The organism is Streptomyces sp. NPDC013187 (genome assembly GCF_042899705.1).
GTDB lineage: Bacteria > Actinomycetota > Actinomycetes > Streptomycetales > Streptomycetaceae > Streptomyces > Streptomyces hawaiiensis_A.
Genome location: NZ_JBIBAF010000009.1, coordinates 37,551 through 52,093 on the forward strand (window position 1 = coordinate 37,551; position 14,543 = coordinate 52,093).

General features: G+C 69.4%; 12 protein-coding genes. 7 read left to right on the forward strand and 5 right to left on the reverse strand.

Annotated features, from left to right (window positions below; all coding sequences use genetic code 11):
* Window positions 1-161: 161 nt before the first annotated feature.
* A complete protein-coding gene (locus ACFY5B_RS20100) occupies window positions 162-512 on the forward strand; it encodes a hypothetical protein (protein WP_389971615.1) in 351 nt (116 codons plus the stop codon).
* 17 nt (window positions 513-529) lie between these two features.
* Here the strand turns inward: ACFY5B_RS20100 and ACFY5B_RS20105 are convergent, their stop codons facing one another.
* Window positions 530-1,624, reverse strand: coding sequence for a glutamate--cysteine ligase (locus tag ACFY5B_RS20105; protein ID WP_389970980.1), 1,095 nt, complete (start codon window positions 1,622-1,624; stop codon window positions 530-532).
* A gap of 812 nt (window positions 1,625-2,436) precedes the next feature.
* On the opposite strand from ACFY5B_RS20105, the gene ctaD reads away from it, so the two are divergent.
* Window positions 2,437-4,149, forward strand: a complete 1,713-nt coding sequence (gene ctaD, locus ACFY5B_RS20110) for a cytochrome c oxidase subunit I (protein ID WP_389970983.1) — start codon at window positions 2,437-2,439, stop codon at window positions 4,147-4,149.
* A complete protein-coding gene (locus ACFY5B_RS20115; RefSeq protein WP_389970986.1) occupies window positions 4,146-4,520 on the forward strand; it encodes a hypothetical protein in 375 nt (124 codons plus the stop codon). The genes ctaD and ACFY5B_RS20115 overlap by 4 nt, the downstream gene beginning before the upstream one ends.
* 14 nt (window positions 4,521-4,534) lie before the next feature.
* Here ACFY5B_RS20115 and ACFY5B_RS20120 read toward each other — a convergent pair whose 3' ends face one another.
* Window positions 4,535-5,068, reverse strand: a complete 534-nt coding sequence (locus ACFY5B_RS20120) for a hypothetical protein (RefSeq protein WP_389970989.1) — start codon at window positions 5,066-5,068, stop codon at window positions 4,535-4,537.
* A 53-nt stretch (window positions 5,069-5,121) separates the two neighbouring features.
* Window positions 5,122-5,295, reverse strand: a complete 174-nt coding sequence (locus ACFY5B_RS20125) for a hypothetical protein (protein ID WP_389970992.1) — start codon at window positions 5,293-5,295, stop codon at window positions 5,122-5,124.
* A gap of 349 nt (window positions 5,296-5,644) precedes the next feature.
* Between ACFY5B_RS20125 and ACFY5B_RS20130 the strand changes: the two genes are divergently transcribed.
* The 3 genes from ACFY5B_RS20130 (at window position 5,645) to ACFY5B_RS20140 (ending at window position 8,474) form a co-directional block, all read left to right on the forward strand.
* The gene (locus ACFY5B_RS20130; protein WP_389970995.1) at window positions 5,645-6,823 is read left to right on the forward strand and encodes a serine hydrolase domain-containing protein; all 1,179 of its coding nucleotides are present in this window, start codon (window positions 5,645-5,647) and stop codon (window positions 6,821-6,823) included.
* Window positions 6,824-7,079: 256 nt separating this feature from the next.
* Window positions 7,080-7,586 carry a hypothetical protein gene (locus ACFY5B_RS20135; protein WP_389970998.1) on the forward strand — a complete coding sequence of 169 codons (507 nt, stop codon included), beginning with the start codon at window positions 7,080-7,082 and terminating at the stop codon, window positions 7,584-7,586.
* 282 nt (window positions 7,587-7,868) lie between these two features.
* A complete protein-coding gene (locus ACFY5B_RS20140; RefSeq protein ID WP_389971001.1) occupies window positions 7,869-8,474 on the forward strand; it encodes a dihydrofolate reductase family protein in 606 nt (201 codons plus the stop codon).
* A 306-nt stretch (window positions 8,475-8,780) separates the two neighbouring features.
* On the opposite strand, the gene ACFY5B_RS20145 is transcribed toward ACFY5B_RS20140, so the two are convergent.
* Both ACFY5B_RS20145 and ACFY5B_RS20150 read right to left on the reverse strand, forming a co-directional pair.
* Complete coding sequence (locus ACFY5B_RS20145) at window positions 8,781-10,103, reverse strand: ferric reductase-like transmembrane domain-containing protein (RefSeq protein WP_389971617.1); 1,323 nt, start codon at window positions 10,101-10,103, stop codon at window positions 8,781-8,783.
* A gap of 351 nt (window positions 10,104-10,454) precedes the next feature.
* A complete protein-coding gene (locus tag ACFY5B_RS20150; protein WP_389971004.1) occupies window positions 10,455-11,729 on the reverse strand; it encodes a cellulose binding domain-containing protein in 1,275 nt (424 codons plus the stop codon).
* Window positions 11,730-12,363: 634 nt separating this feature from the next.
* On the opposite strand from ACFY5B_RS20150, the gene ACFY5B_RS20155 reads away from it, so the two are divergent.
* A complete protein-coding gene (locus ACFY5B_RS20155) occupies window positions 12,364-14,454 on the forward strand; it encodes a non-reducing end alpha-L-arabinofuranosidase family hydrolase (RefSeq protein WP_389971007.1) in 2,091 nt (696 codons plus the stop codon).
* The last annotated feature ends 89 nt before the right edge of the window (window positions 14,455-14,543 follow it).

Consider the following 14,543-nt stretch of genomic DNA (forward strand, 5'->3'; position numbering starts at 1 on the left):
ACGGCGCCTTGCGCACGGGCCTCCGCAGGCCGTGGGCGGGGCCACGTGGTGAGGACGGTGCGGGAGCGGGGCGGGCTCGGTGCCGCTTCGAACGGCCTAGCTCGGGTACTTCCACGGCGGAGCGCCCCGTCGGCGAAGGAAATGGAGGAACGGAGGCCGTGTTGCTGTCCCATTCGTTCGATCACGGAGTCCTCGTCATCACGGTCCACCGGGACCCCGGCATCGGCGGGCGTGCCACGCTCCTCACGAGGATCAGCGCCCTCGTCCAGGCCTACCGGCCGGCACCCGTGGTCATCGTCCTCGACGAGCCGGCCGCTCGGAGCGCGGTGGTCAGCGTCATCCTCCGGGTCCATCACCTGTGCAGCCGGCTGGGCACGCTGATGTCGGTGGCCACGCACAGTGCGCCCGTCCGGCGCGCGCTCGAGGCGGACGCCGACACCGGCGGCACTCGACTGGTCATCCACGCCCGCGCGGACACCGCTGTCGCCGCCGCCTACGCCGCGGTGGCCTGAGGATCGGTTCCAGGGCGTCACGGCATCGTGCTCTGGGCGCTGATCAGCTCGGTGACCGCGCGGAGACCGCCGTGCGCGAGGGCGGCGCGCTGCCGGTCCGCGCCGGTCCCGTTCTGCAGCAGCCGGTGGATCAAAGACGTGACCTGCCGGGAGTCGCCGGATGCGTCGAGGGCCGGAGCGACGTGCCGCAGGAACTCGTAGAGCACGTCGCCGGCCCGGTGCGGGGCACCGCCGGGGTCGAGGAGGGTGTCTCCGAGTCCGTGCCGGGCGGCGTGCCACATGGCGGCCTGCAGCAGCTCCGGCGCGATGTCGGGCAGGGGCGCGTCGGCGGCCGCTTCCGCCAGGGCGGTCTCCACGAGGGCCCGGATGAGCGCGGCGAGCATGACCGCCTCGTCCGCGCGCAGCTGGACGTCCAGGCACCGCACCTCGATGGTCGGGTAGGTGGCGGAAAGGCGGGCTTGCCAGTACAGCTGCCCGACGTCCGAGATCAGACCCGACTCCTGCAGCCGCTCCACGCGCCGGTCGTAGTCGGCGGCGTCTCGGAAGTGCGGGGGCATGCCGCTGACCGGCCACCGGCTGAAGATCACGGTGCGCCAGCTCGCGAAGCCCGTGTCGTGGCCGTCCCAGAGCGGGGAGTTCGCCGCCATGGCCGTCAGCGTGGGCAGCCGGGAGCGGATCCGGTTCATCACCTGCACGCCCGCTTCCCGGTCCGGCACTGCGACGTGTACGTGCGTGCCGTTGACCAGTTGCTCCGCCACCAGCTGGGGGGCCTGGGTGACCATCGCCCGGTAGCGGGCCTGGTCGGTGACGGCGATGGGGCGGCCGTGCCGCAGCGGCGGGGTTCCGCAGACCCCGATGCGGCAGCCGTGCTCCTCGGCGGCCACGCCGACGGCGTGCCGCAGACGCAGGAGATGGCCTCCGACCTCCTCCAGGGTGGCGCAGACCGGCGTGGCCACCTCGACCTGCGCCTGGAGCAGCTCGTACTGCACCTCCTGGTCGGTCACCAGGTGCCCCACGCCCGCCGCGGCGCGCACTTTGTCCGCCTGAGGTACCGGCAGGCCCGTGACCGGGTCGAGCAGCAGGTACTCCTCTTCCACGCCGATCGTCGTCATCGACCATCCTCTGTTCCGCCCGGAGACCGGGCCGGGTTCCGGCGCGGGTCAGCGCCGCACCTCACACAGCGAAAGTCACCTCTCAGGGGGCACGCTCGTGCACTGTCGAGTGCCGCGCTCCGGCCGGAACAAAACATGACACAGAGGCGGAAACCGCTTACACGGGAAAAGGGCGCCGACCGGTGCCGACCGGCGTCCCGGGGTACTCGCGCCACCGGCGGTCGAGCCTGCCGCCACCGGTGCCGGCACTCTCGCCGGTCCGCGGAAGGGGGCGGTCCGATGATCTCGTCGACATCGAGCGTCTGGGTCCCGGCAGCCCTGAACGCGAGGAGAAGGTGGAGCGGGTCTTCGCCCTGATCCGCCAGGCATCCGCGACGAGGAGGACCCGCTCCTGCCTCGGCTGCAAGGAGCCCTGGACACCGTTCGGTTGCGCCGGGTCGGCACCGCCTGGGAGACGGTACGCAGGAGCGCACCCACGCACCCCCACCCGATCGTCCCGCGACGCCCTCCCGGCAACGCACTCCTGGGCGTGCCGCTCAGTCTCCACGACTGGATACGCGACGGGCCGGCACCGATCTTCGCGTCGGCGGTGTGGCGAAGAGGGTCCTGACCGGAATCGCCGGCCTCCTCATGTCCGTCGCGGTCGCCGCGGTCGTGCGCAAACGGCGATGACCCCACCGCTCGGTCGAATGGATTCCATTGCGCCATTCGGCTCAGGGACACCCGACGGCGGACAAGGGTGACGAACCGCACCGAATAGGTTCCTCCGGGGTGGATGACCGTCCGCCGCGTTGCTGCCGATCGAGGAACTGATGGCGACACACACTGAACCGGTTTCACCCGTACCCGCGGTGGAGCGCCGCGGCAGAGGGAAGGTGGTCGTCTCCTGGCTGACGACCACCGATCACAAGAAGATCGGACACCTGTATCTGATCACGTCGTTCGGGTTCTTCCTGGTCGCGGGTGCGCTGGCGATGCTCATCCGGGCGGAGCTGGCCCGGCCGGGGCTGCAGATCGTCTCCAGCGAGCAGTACAACCAGGCGTTCACCATGCACGGCACGATCATGCTGCTGCTGTTCGCGACGCCCACCTTCGCCGGCTTCGCCAACGCCGTCATGCCTTTGCAGATCGGCTCACCCGACGTGGCGTTCCCGCGGCTGAACATGTTCTCGTACTGGCTGTTCCTCTTCGGCGGCCTGATCGTGCTCGGCAGCTTCCTCACCCCGCAGGGCTCGGCCGACTTCGGCTGGACCGCGTACACCCCGCTCAGCGGTGGGGAGCGCACCCCTCACGTCGGCGGGGACCTGTGGATCATGGGGCTGGCGCTGTCCGGCTTCGGCACCATCCTCGGCTCCGTCAACTTCATCACCACCATCATCTGCATGCGCGCCCCGGGCATGACGATGTTCCGGATGCCGATCTTCACCTGGAACGTGCTGCTCACCTCGGTGCTGGTGCTGCTGGCCTTCCCGGTCCTGGCCGCCGCGTTGCTGGTGCTGGAGGCGGACCGGCGCTTCGGCGCGCAGGTGTTCAACGCGGAGAACGGGGGCGCGGTGCTGTGGCAGCACCTGTTCTGGTTCTTCGGCCACCCGGAGGTGTACATCCTGGCGCTGCCGTTCTTCGGGGTGATCACCGAGATCATCCCCGTCTTCGCCCGCAAGCCGATCTTCGGGTACACCGGTCTGATCGGCGCGACCGTCTCCATCGCCGGGCTGTCGGTGACGGTGTGGGCGCACCACATGTTCGCCACCGGCGCGGTGCTGCTGCCGTTCTTCTCCTTCATGACGTATCTGATCGCCGTGCCGACGGGTGTGAAGTTCTTCAACTGGATCGGCACGATGTGGCGGGGTTCGCTGTCGTTCGAACCACCGATGCTCTGGGCACTCGGCTTCCTGGTCACCTTCCTCTTCGGCGGTCTGACCGGCGTGATCCTGGGCTCCCCGCCGCTCGACTGGCACGTCACCGACAGCTACTTCGTGGTCGCCCACTTCCACTACGTGCTGTTCGGGACGATCGTGTTCGCGATGTTCGGAGGATTCAGCTTCTGGTGGCCGAAGATGACCGGCACCATGCTCGACACGCGCCTGGAGAAGATCCACTTCTGGACGCTGTTCGTCGGCTTCCACACCACGTTCCTGGTCCAGCACTGGCTCGGCGCCGAGGGCATGCCCCGCCGCTACGCCGACTATCTGGCCGCCGACGGGTTCACCGCGCTCAACACCGTCTCCTCGATCGGCGCGTTCCTGCTGGGCCTGTCCACCCTGCCCTTCCTGTACAACGTGTACAGGACCGCCCAGAAGGGCGAGAAAGTCGAGGTCGACGACCCCTGGGGCTACGGCCGCTCGCTGGAATGGGCCACGTCCTGCCCGCCGCCCCGCCACAACTTCCTCACCCTGCCCAAGATCCGCTCCGAGTCACCGGCCTTCGACCTGCGCCACCCGGACGTGGCGAGCCTGGACGAGGCGGAGAACACCGGGCAGCGCGATGTGGTCGACGCCGAGGGGCACAAGGGCGAGCGGCAGTGAGACGGGGCAGGCAGCAGGCGCCCGTGGGCGAGGAGCGCAGCGCCCTGGCCGACGAGACCGAGGGCTTCCTCATCGCCCACGCCCACCGCGACCAGGCACAGCGCGAGGCCGGGGAACTCTGCGCACGGATGCCGTGGCTGACCACGGCCCAGGTGGAGGAACTCACCGGCCACTACGTCCGCCGGCGTCTCGACGTCACCCGGCAGCTGATGCTCGGCACCGTGCGACGCGCCGACGAGCTGCGACAGGAGTACGAGAGCCGCTACGCCCATCTCCGGCGCGCCCTGCTCCGACGCCACGCGGCCGGTGCCTGTGCCGTCCTGGCCTGCGCCGCGGGGGCGGGGGCGCTGGCGGGTGTGCTGATCCGCTGAGCCGAGGGCCGGGCTCAGCGGCCGTAGCCGTTCTCGCGGGCCGGCGGCCCGGCACCGGAACGGCGGCCCGGGCGGCGGGCGGCGTGGAGCTCACCCGGGCCGGGGCCTTCCCGGGCGGCCAACGCATCGGCCACGGCGCCGGTGACGAAGCCGTAGACCACCTTGTGCAGGACGTCCACGGTGAGTTCCGTGCGGGGCCAGGTGGCGGGCGGGGCACCGACTCCGGTGGCGTTCTCCAGGATCTGATCATTGGTGAGGCGGACGACCGTGAACTCGGCGGACGCGACCGGCCCGCGCAGCCCGGCATGGGCCATGACCGAGCGGAGCACTCCGAGAAGGGCGGCCTGGCCGAAGTGCATGGCCCAGTTGAGCGGCAGCGGCTGGCTGCCGGGATGTTCGGGCAGGCCGGTGAGACGCTGGAGAACCCGGGCGGGCACATGGGAGTCGGGGCGGCCGGTCACGACCTGTTCGATCTTCTCGCCGAGGGTCATCACCACTCCCCCAGCGGTCCCGGCGACCAGCCCCTGCCACAGTGCACGCCTGATCATGCGGCGCCGGGTACCCGGTCACGGCTGCTTCATCCACGCCCGGGCGGGTGGCCTCAGGGGCCGTGGGGCGGTTCGAAGCAGCCGGTCTCCGGGTACGGGCCGTTGGCCCGCTCCTCGACGTTCGACTTCTGCACGAACCCCGACACACAGGCGTCGTCGTGCACGCGCAGGGCGACCCGCGTCCCCTCGGGCGCGACGTAGCCGTCGTCCTTCCAGCGCGGGGACATACCCGTGACGGTGAGCGTGCCGCCGAGGCGCCTGACGTCCTCCGTGACGCGCTCCCGGCTCGTAGCCGAGCCGGAGCAGTGCCGTCCGCACGGTCTCGGGGTCCCGCTTCCGCCGCTCCCACAGCCTCTCGAGCACCGGCCCGATGCTGGCCGGCCTCCCGCTGGGCGGTCCTTCGCGTGGGCCGGAGTCATGTCCTCACGGCGGTAGGCGTTGTTCTCAAGCAGGAACGCACGCAGGTGCCGGACCCCGCGAAGGTCACTCGTGTACGGAGGGGGTCAGGGTGCGATCGGGGATCCTTCCGGGGCGCCCCCGATGCATGGTCACCCACCCGCTGGAAGCGTAGGGTTCATGACCTCAACCCCCTCGTCACGAAGGGCCTTTGCGGGCGCTGCCCTGTCGGGAGCCGCCGCGCTGGCCGCCCTCACGGTACTGCCCGCGCGAAGCGCCATGGCATCCGCCGCGGCCACCACCCCTCTCCCACCACTGGATACCGCCGCGCTTCGGGCGGCGATCAGTGATCTGAGGCATCCGCCGTCGACCGCAGCTCAATTGCGCGTCGGCGGCGCGGCCGGCTCCTGGCATGCTTCCTCGGGTGTGGCCGACATCAGGACGCGGCGGCCGGTGACGGGGTACGACAACGTCCGCATCGGCAGCATCACCAAGGTCTTCGTAGCCACGGTGGTGCTGCAACTGGCGGCGGAGGGCCGGGTCGCAATGGACAGGCCCGTTCAGCACATCCTGCCGGGACTGCTGCCGACCCGCTTCTCGCCTGTCACCGTGGGGCATCTGCTGAACCACACCAGCGGCTTGCCGGACCACGTCGGCATCCCCGAACCGACAAGTGCGGAAGAGGTGTTGCACCACCGCTTCGACCACTGGACGCCACGGGAGTGGGTGGCGACAGCGGCTCAGGGAGCACTGAAGTTCCCCCCGGGTACGCGGCAGGAGTACCGCGGCGTCAACTATGTACTGGCCGCACTGATCATCGACCAGGTGACCGGACGCCCGTACGGAGAGGCCGTCGCGGCCCGCATCCTGCGCCCGCTGGGCCTGTCCGGCACCGTCGTGCCCGGCGACGATCCCCGCATCCACGGCCGACACGTGCACGGCTACCTGGAAATGGCCGACGGTGACCTGAGGGACGTCACCGTGTACGACCAGTCGGCCGGCCGGGGCGAGGGCGACATGATCTCCACCCCGGGCGACCTCGACCGGATGCTCGCCGTCCTGTTCTCCGGCCCACTGCTCCCGCCGGATTTGCTGCAGCTGATGTTCACGCTGCCGCCGGAGGACGTGCGCATGCTGGACGGCTCCCCGGCCCGCTACGGCACCGGGCTTCAGCGGGCCGACGTCAACGGCGTGACGTTCTGGGGCAAGACCGGCGAGACGTACGGCTACAAGAACGCCGCGTTCTCCACTCGTGACGGGCAGCGCCGCTTCGTGCTCGCCTACAACCCGACGACCGCTCGCAACGGGGAGGAGAGCCAGATGATCGCCCGGGTTGCCGACGTGCTCACCCGCGGCTGAGCACCGGAGACCCGGCGGCGTCGACAGGCCATATGTGCCAGAGGTTCCAGGAGCTGCCGGGAGGTCTCTTCGGGCAGCGCACGTGCGAGCAGTGTGACTCCACTCAGGCAGGCGGTACCGGCCGGGCTCAGCCATGGGTCTTCGCTCAGTCTGCCGCCCTTACGGGGTTGGCCGGGGTGCCGGTACCGTCCGTTTCATGATCGACCTCGACATGCTTGTTCGGCTCTGCCCACCGCCCGCTGAGTCACCACATCCGGTGGATTGGGCGCAAGCCGAGAGCGACCTCGGTACGGCTCTGCCCGCCGACTACAAGCAGCTCGTCGAGACCTACGGCGACGGAATCTTCGACGAGACGATCTGGCTGATCGTCCCCTACTCCGCCTACGCCGACTGCGACCTGCACGCACAGACGAGGGAACGGGAGGAGATCCTGGCGGACCTGTGGGAGTTCGAGGACAAGCCGGCCGGCCTGCATGAGGCGGGGGCGAGGGTCCTGCCGTGGGCATGGGAAGAGGGCACGGGAGCGTTCCTGTACTGGCTGGCGCGGCCCGGGCAGTCCCCCGACGACTGGACCGTGCTGTACAACGAGGGGCGCGGGCCCCTGTGGGAGCACCACGACATGGGGTGTCTCGCGTTTCTCCTGGCGGTGCTCACCGGAACCGCGGAGACGGAGTACTTCAGTCACCTCTATGGGGTGCTGAAGCCGACGGAACACCGCTTCGCGAAGGCCGACCAGGCCCTTGGAGCGACGATCGAACCGTGATTCCCCCGGCGGCTCTCGGCGACCGTGCTCGCCGCTGACGCGCCTGATCCTGGGGGCAGGGCGCCACGTACCAGCTGCTGGACGCGCGGCGCCAGCCGTAGTAGCCGGTGGAACGGGCACATCACCTCGTCCGGAACAAGGACCGCTGCAGAAACGGGCGGCGGACTCCCCCCGCCGTGCTCGCGCCCACGATCAAGGTCCGGCAGCTCCGCGTCGGCAAGGCCCAGCCGATGAGTTTCCGGTGGTCGCGCGGTCCACCCTTCGACACGAAGGGAGCGCACCATGCGCAAGATCATCATTTGCACGTTCCTGTCGCTGGACGGCGTCATGCAGGCGCCGGGCGGTCCGGACGAGGACTCCGAGAGCGGCTTCGAGCACGGCGGCTGGCAGAAGCCGGTCTCCGACGACGAGGTCGGCGCGGCCGTCGCCGGTTGGTACGAGCGCTCCGACGCGATGCTGCTCGGCCGCAAGACGTACGAGATCTTCGCGGCGTACTGGCCGGCCGCCGATCCCGGCAACCCGTTCACCGAGCGGATGAACGGCATGCGCAAGTATGTGGCGTCCCGGACGCTGACGTCCCTGGAGTGGGAGAACTCCACGCTGCTGGAGGGTGACGTCGCCGACGCCGTGCGCGAACTGAAGGCCTCCGACGGCGGTGACATCAACGTCGTCGGCAGCGGCGACCTCGCCCAGACGCTCATGCGGCACGACCTGGTCGACGAGTACCGGCTGACGATCCATCCGGTGATCATCGGTACCGGCAAGCGGCTGTTCGCCGACGGAGCGGTCCCCACCTCTCTGGAGCCGGTCAGCGTCTCGACGACGAAGAGCGGCACCGTCGTCGGCGTCTACCGGCCGACAGGCAAGCCCAGCTACGACAGCTACTAGTTTTTGATCTCTTCACTCAGCCGTGCCCGAGCGAGGGCGTGATCGCCGGGTCGGCAGGCGCACGACGCGAGCGACGCTGCCACGTCCCCCGGGCGTCGTCGCGGGGCCTCTCATCACCGGTCGACACACCCCTCGCCAAACGCAACGCAGAAGACTTCGACCGGATGACGTACCTGCGCGTCGCTGCTCGCGACCTCCTGCTCTTCCTCGATGACGCACCGCATGCGGTGCGTGATGGCCGCCCGGTCAACCTCGGCGAGCGTTCACGCGACTTCGGCTGAGGGGCTCGTACCGTCGCAGGGGCGCTCAGGCCAGGCCGAACCGCTCGGCGTGGACTTGCCGATGAGGGACCTTCAGCCCGCGCAGGGCGCCGAGCACGGCCGAGGTCATCGCCGGCGGGCCGCAGACGTACACATCGCGTTCGGCTATGTCGGGGACCAGAGCACGGAGACCGTCCGGTGCGAAGGACTGGTTTCCCTCCCTCGTGCGGCCGGTGAGCAGGTGCAGTTGCCCGCCCCGGTCCGCGACCAGGGCCCGCACCTCGTCGGCCAGCACGGCGTCGTGCTCGTCGCGCACCCGGTAGAGCACGACGACGTCCCCGGCCGGTTCCTCCTCCAGCAGGGCACGGACCGGCGTGATCCCCACCCCTCCGGCGATCAGCAGCGCACCGGGCCGCGTGCGATGCAACGAGGTGAACGCCCCGTACGGGCCCTCGACGTATGCGCGACTCCCGATCGGGATGTGCCGCAGGCCGGCGCTGGCGCTGCCGACCGCCTTGGCGGTCAGGCGAAGGCTGCGGCCGTCGGGCGCCGCCGACAGCGAGAACGGATTCGCCGCCCACCAGTGGTGGTGCCCGGGGAATCGCCAGATGCAGAACTGGCCCGCCCGGGCGGGAAACCTGTCCAGGTGGCGGCCGGTGACGTGTACCGACACCACGTCGTCCGACTCCGGCACCACCGCGGTGACGTGGAACCGGTGGTAGGCGTTGCGCCACGCGGGCAGGACGATCCGGCCTGCGACCAGGGCACCGAACGCGAACAGCCACAGGGCCCACCAGTAGATCTTCGCGGGCGTGGAGGAGCTGAAGGTGGTGGTCTCCTGCAACTGGTGGACGAAGGCCAGCCCCAACGCCAGGTACAGCAGCAAGTGCAGGCCGTGCCACGTCTCGTACCGCAGCCGCTGCCTCACATACCGGGCCGAGACGGCACCGATCACGACGACGATCGCCGCGGCCCCCATCCCGAGCAGCGAGGCCGGCACTCCCGCCAGCGCGAAGAACGTCTTCGTCATCGACGCGTCGTCGAGCCGGGAAAAGCCCAGCACCACCAGAACAGCGTGGGTGAGGACGGTCCACAACAGGGCGAAGCCGACCCATCGGTGCCACACCGTCAGCCGGTCCATGCCGATACGGCGGTCGAGCCACGGCAGCCGGGCCACCAGCAGCAGCTGGAACAGCATCAGCACAGCGGCGTGCAGGCCGAAGAACTTGGCGACGGTGAGTACCCCGTTCTTCCCGGTCCCGGCATCGAGGAACAATGCCTCGACGATCGCCAAGTTGCCCACGACGAACGTCCACAGCGCCCACCGCGCCGCAACCACCGGAGGCACGGTGCGTCGCCGCACCCGCATCTGTGAACCGGTCGCTTCCACCGCTCCCCCTCATGTCCATGTGACGTATCGCTCCGGGGACGAATACGGAACCCGCCGCAGAAAGCCTCGACCGCCCGTCGGTGGCCCCCTGAATAGCACCTCGTGAACCCGTCGGCCACCCGGACCGGCTGGTTAGTTCGTCCGCCGATCACTCCCAGGAGAGGACGCTGCGTGAAAGGACCTGGTTTCTCCTCTGATTGCGCTCGTCGTTTCCGTGTCGGGGGCGACGGTCGCGGGCGCGGCTCCCGCTCCGCCGCCCCCGACACGCTGCGGATCATGCCGTTGGGCGACTCGTCACACGTGAGGGGTGGGCAGCAGTACGGGCAACGGCTACCGGGGGCCGTCGGAGACAGCGCAGGCGGTGCCGTTGAGGGTGTAGGACGTCGGCGGGGCGGTGTTTCCGGTGTGAGCCGCCTGGAAACCGATGCCGACCGACGCGCCCGGAGCGATGGTGGTGTTGTGGGCGACGTTTCGGGCCGTCACCCGGCCTGAGGCGGCCGAGTAGTCCGCGTTCCATCCGGCGGTGATGGTCTGGCCCTCGGGCAGGGTGAAGGCGAGGGACCAGCCGCCGATCGTGGTCGTGCCGGTGTTGGCGATGGTGATGCTCGACGTCAGACCGGTGTTCCAGGCGCTGACGGTGCTGGTGACCCGGCAGGTCGCCGGCCCCGGCGACGGGTCGGAGCCCTGGAACTGCGTGAAGAACTTCCAGACCTCGCCCGGCAGCCAGCTCCTGCCGCTGTCCCCGGGGGCCCCGTCCTGCGGTGCCGCGATGTGCCCTTCGTCGAACGCGGCCCAGGCGACCGGATGCCCGGCCGAGCAGCCCGAGTAGGTGGTGACCCGGTGCGTCAGGCTGCCCTGCGCCGGCTCGGGCGGGTTCTGGGGAGCGCAGCCGTTGTTCCTGACGAACCTGTCCCGCATCGCCCGTCCGCCGGCGATGCCGAGGACGTTGTCCCTGAGGCCGTGCACTCCGAGGTAGGCGATCGGCTGGGTACCGCCGCTGCATCCGCTGAGCTGCCCGCCGCTCTGCACCGCGACCGCGCGAAAGACCGTCGCACGGGAGCATGCGAGGGCGTACGACATGGCGGCGCCGTAGCTGAACCCGAGGGCGAAGCGCTGGGTCGTCTCGACGCACAGGTCCGTCTCGACGCGCCTGAGCATGTCGTCGACGAACGTGACGTCCTCTCCGCCGGTGTTGGCCCAACCGTTGTTGAGGCCCTGGGGCGCCAGGAAGATCGTGCTGTTGCTCGCCAGGCGCTGGAGTCCGTAGTAGGCCCAGGTGCCCGTTTCCACCGTGCGGCCGGTGGCGACGTCGGTAGAGGTGCCGCCCAGCCAGTGGAAGCCGAGGACCAGCCGGTGGGCACGGTTGCGGTCGTAGCCGTCGGGGACGCGCAGGACGAAGGTCCGGTTCTTGCCGCCGCTGCGGATCGTGTGCGTTCCACTCGTCAGGGTGGGGGCCTTGCCACACCCTGAGCTCGGGGCGGCGGCGGCGGAAACCGTGAGCGGAGTGTTTCCGCCCCGGCCGTGGCCCAGCGCCGTGCCTCCCATGCTCAGGACGACCAGCACCGCCAGAACGGCGCTCCATAACAGGGATCTGCTCCTCGTCATCGTGAGACTCCCCTACCGGAACCGCGGTTCACGCGCGGCTCCATTCCTGGTGGGCCTGCCCGTTGCAGGTCCACGGGACCAGCGGTGTTCCCGCCCGCAGGTCGCCCGCCGCGTCACGCCGCGGGACCGCCTGATCGTCTGGGCACCGGTGCCTCCTCAGCCGGACGGGCGCCATGAGCCGTGACCGCTATGGCTGTCACGTGCATGACACTCCCCTGGGTTCGAAATTTCGCATGCCATTCCGAAACTCGTGATGCCAGGGATGGTAGACGGAGGCCCGAACATGTCAACAGCCCGAGCATCCGTTCCGAGCAAGCGATCTACCTGCGGCGATTCAGCCGCCAAGGCTTCGAATGTTTCGTAGAAGAAATCGAATACTGCGAGAAGGATTGACGGGACTCGAGAGCCTCCTATCATCCAGGATGCTCGACGTATCGATGCATGTTCGGAATATCGAACCGATGCAGTGCTCCACCCGCATGAGGCAAGGCACCTCCAGGGTCATGGGCTACCGATTCGCCCTTCTCCACCACGGCACATCACGGCGGTTCGAGCTGTCCGCGCCCTGAAGCGACCCGATCGCACCACGCAACCCCCCACCCCCTCCACGAGGAAAACCATGAACCCATTAACCATGAACCCACTGAAACGGCTCGGCTGTCGCCGCGCCTCCGTCCTCAGCCTGCTGGCCGCGACCCTCCTGGTGACACCGGGGACGGCGACCGGTGCGCCCGACGCCGTACAGGCCTCCACCCTGGGCGCCCAGGCGGCCCAGTCCGGACGGTACTTCGGAACCGCCGTGGCCGCCGGACGGCTCGGCGACGGCACGTACACCGGCATCCTGGACCGTGAGTTCAACTCGGTCACTCCCGAGAACGAGATGAAGTGGGACGCGACCGAGCCGTCCCGCGGCTCGTTCACCTTCAGCCGCGCCGACCAGATCGCCCATCGCGCGCAGGCCCGCGGTCAGCGCCTGCGCGGCCACACCCTGGTCTGGCACTCCCAACTGCCCGGCTGGGTCAACTCCATCAGGGACGCGAACACGCTGCGCGGCGTGATGAACAACCACATCACCACCGTGATGAACCGCTACAAGGGCCGGATCCACTCCTGGGACGTGGTCAACGAGGCCTTCGCGGACGGCGGCAGCGGCCAGATGCGCAGCTCGGTCTTCCGGGACGTGCTGGGCACCGGCTTCATCGAACAGGCCTTCCGCACGGCGCGATCGGCGGACCCGGCGGCCAAGCTCTGCTACAACGACTACAACATCGAGAACTGGAGCGACGCCAAGACCCAGGGCGTCTACCGCATGGTGCGCGACTTCAAGGCGCGCGGGGTGCCCATCGACTGCGTCGGCCTCCAGGCCCATTTCGGCGCCGGCGGCCCGCCCGGCAGCTTCCAGACGACGCTGTCGAACTTCGCCGCCCTCGGGGTGGACGTCCAGATCACCGAGCTGGACATCGCGCAGGCATCGACGACGGCCTACGCGAACACGGTGCGGGCCTGCATGAACGTCGCACGCTGCACCGGCATCACGGTCTGGGGCATCCGGGACAGCGACTCCTGGCGCAGCGGCGAGAACCCGCTGCTGTTCGACCGCAACGGCAACAAGAAACCGGCGTACAACGCGACACTGACGACGATGGGCGGCACGCCCACCGCGACCGGCAGTACTCCTCCTGCCACCCGAGGCACACCCACGACCGGCCGCGGCACACCTGCCGTCACGAGCAGCACGCCCGCCGGCTCACGCGGCGCCGCCAACGCCGCCGCTCTGCCCAACCGTTACTCGTGGAGCTCCAGCGGCCCGCTGATCTCGCCGAAGCCGGACTCGACGCACAACATCGCCGGCATCAAGGACCCGACGGTCGTCCAGTACAACGGCAAGTACCACGTGTTCGCCAGCACCGCCAGTTCCTCCGGATACAACCTGGTCTACCTGAACTTCAGCGACTGGTCCCAGGCCGGCTCGGCCACGCACCACTATCTCGACCGCACCGCCATCGGCCGCGGGTACCGGGCCGCGCCGCAGGTCTTCTACTACGCGCCGCAACGCCTGTGGTACCTCGTCTACCAGACCGGCAACGCCTCGTACTCCACCAACCCCGACATCTCCAACCCGAACGGCTGGAGCGCGCCGCGCAACTTCTACTCGTCGATGCCGGACATCATCCGGCAGAACATCGGCAACGGTCACTGGGTCGACATGTGGGTGATCTGCGACAGCGGCGACTGCTACCTGTTCTCATCCGACGACAACGGACACCTGTACCGCTCGCGGACGACCACCGGTCAGTTCCCGAACGGGTTCACCAATACCGTCATCGCGGCCCAGGACTCCAAATACGCGTTGTTCGAGGCGAGCAACGTGTACAAGGTGCAGGGCAGTAACCAGTACCTGCTGCTGGTGGAAGCCATCGGATCGGACGGCCGACGCTACTTCCGGTCCTGGACCTCGGGCAGCCTGGCCGGTTCCTGGACGCCCCTGGCCGCGTCGGAGAGCAACCCCTTCGCACGGGCCGGCAACGTCTCCTTCCCCTCGGGCGCCTGGACCCGGGACATCAGCCACGGCGAGATGATCCGGGCCGGCTACGACCAGACACTGACCATCCCCGCCTGCCGGCTCCAGTACCTCTACCAAGGCATGAACCCCAACGCGGGTGGCGACTACAACCTGCTCCCGTGGCGGCTCGGCCTGCTCACCCAGACGAACTCGTCCTGCTGACCGACCGTGCCATGGGGAGCGCTTGTGCTGGGAGCGCTCCCCCTCCCCGGCTCGTCCCTGCCCTTCGCCCGCCCCCTGTCAGAAAGCCG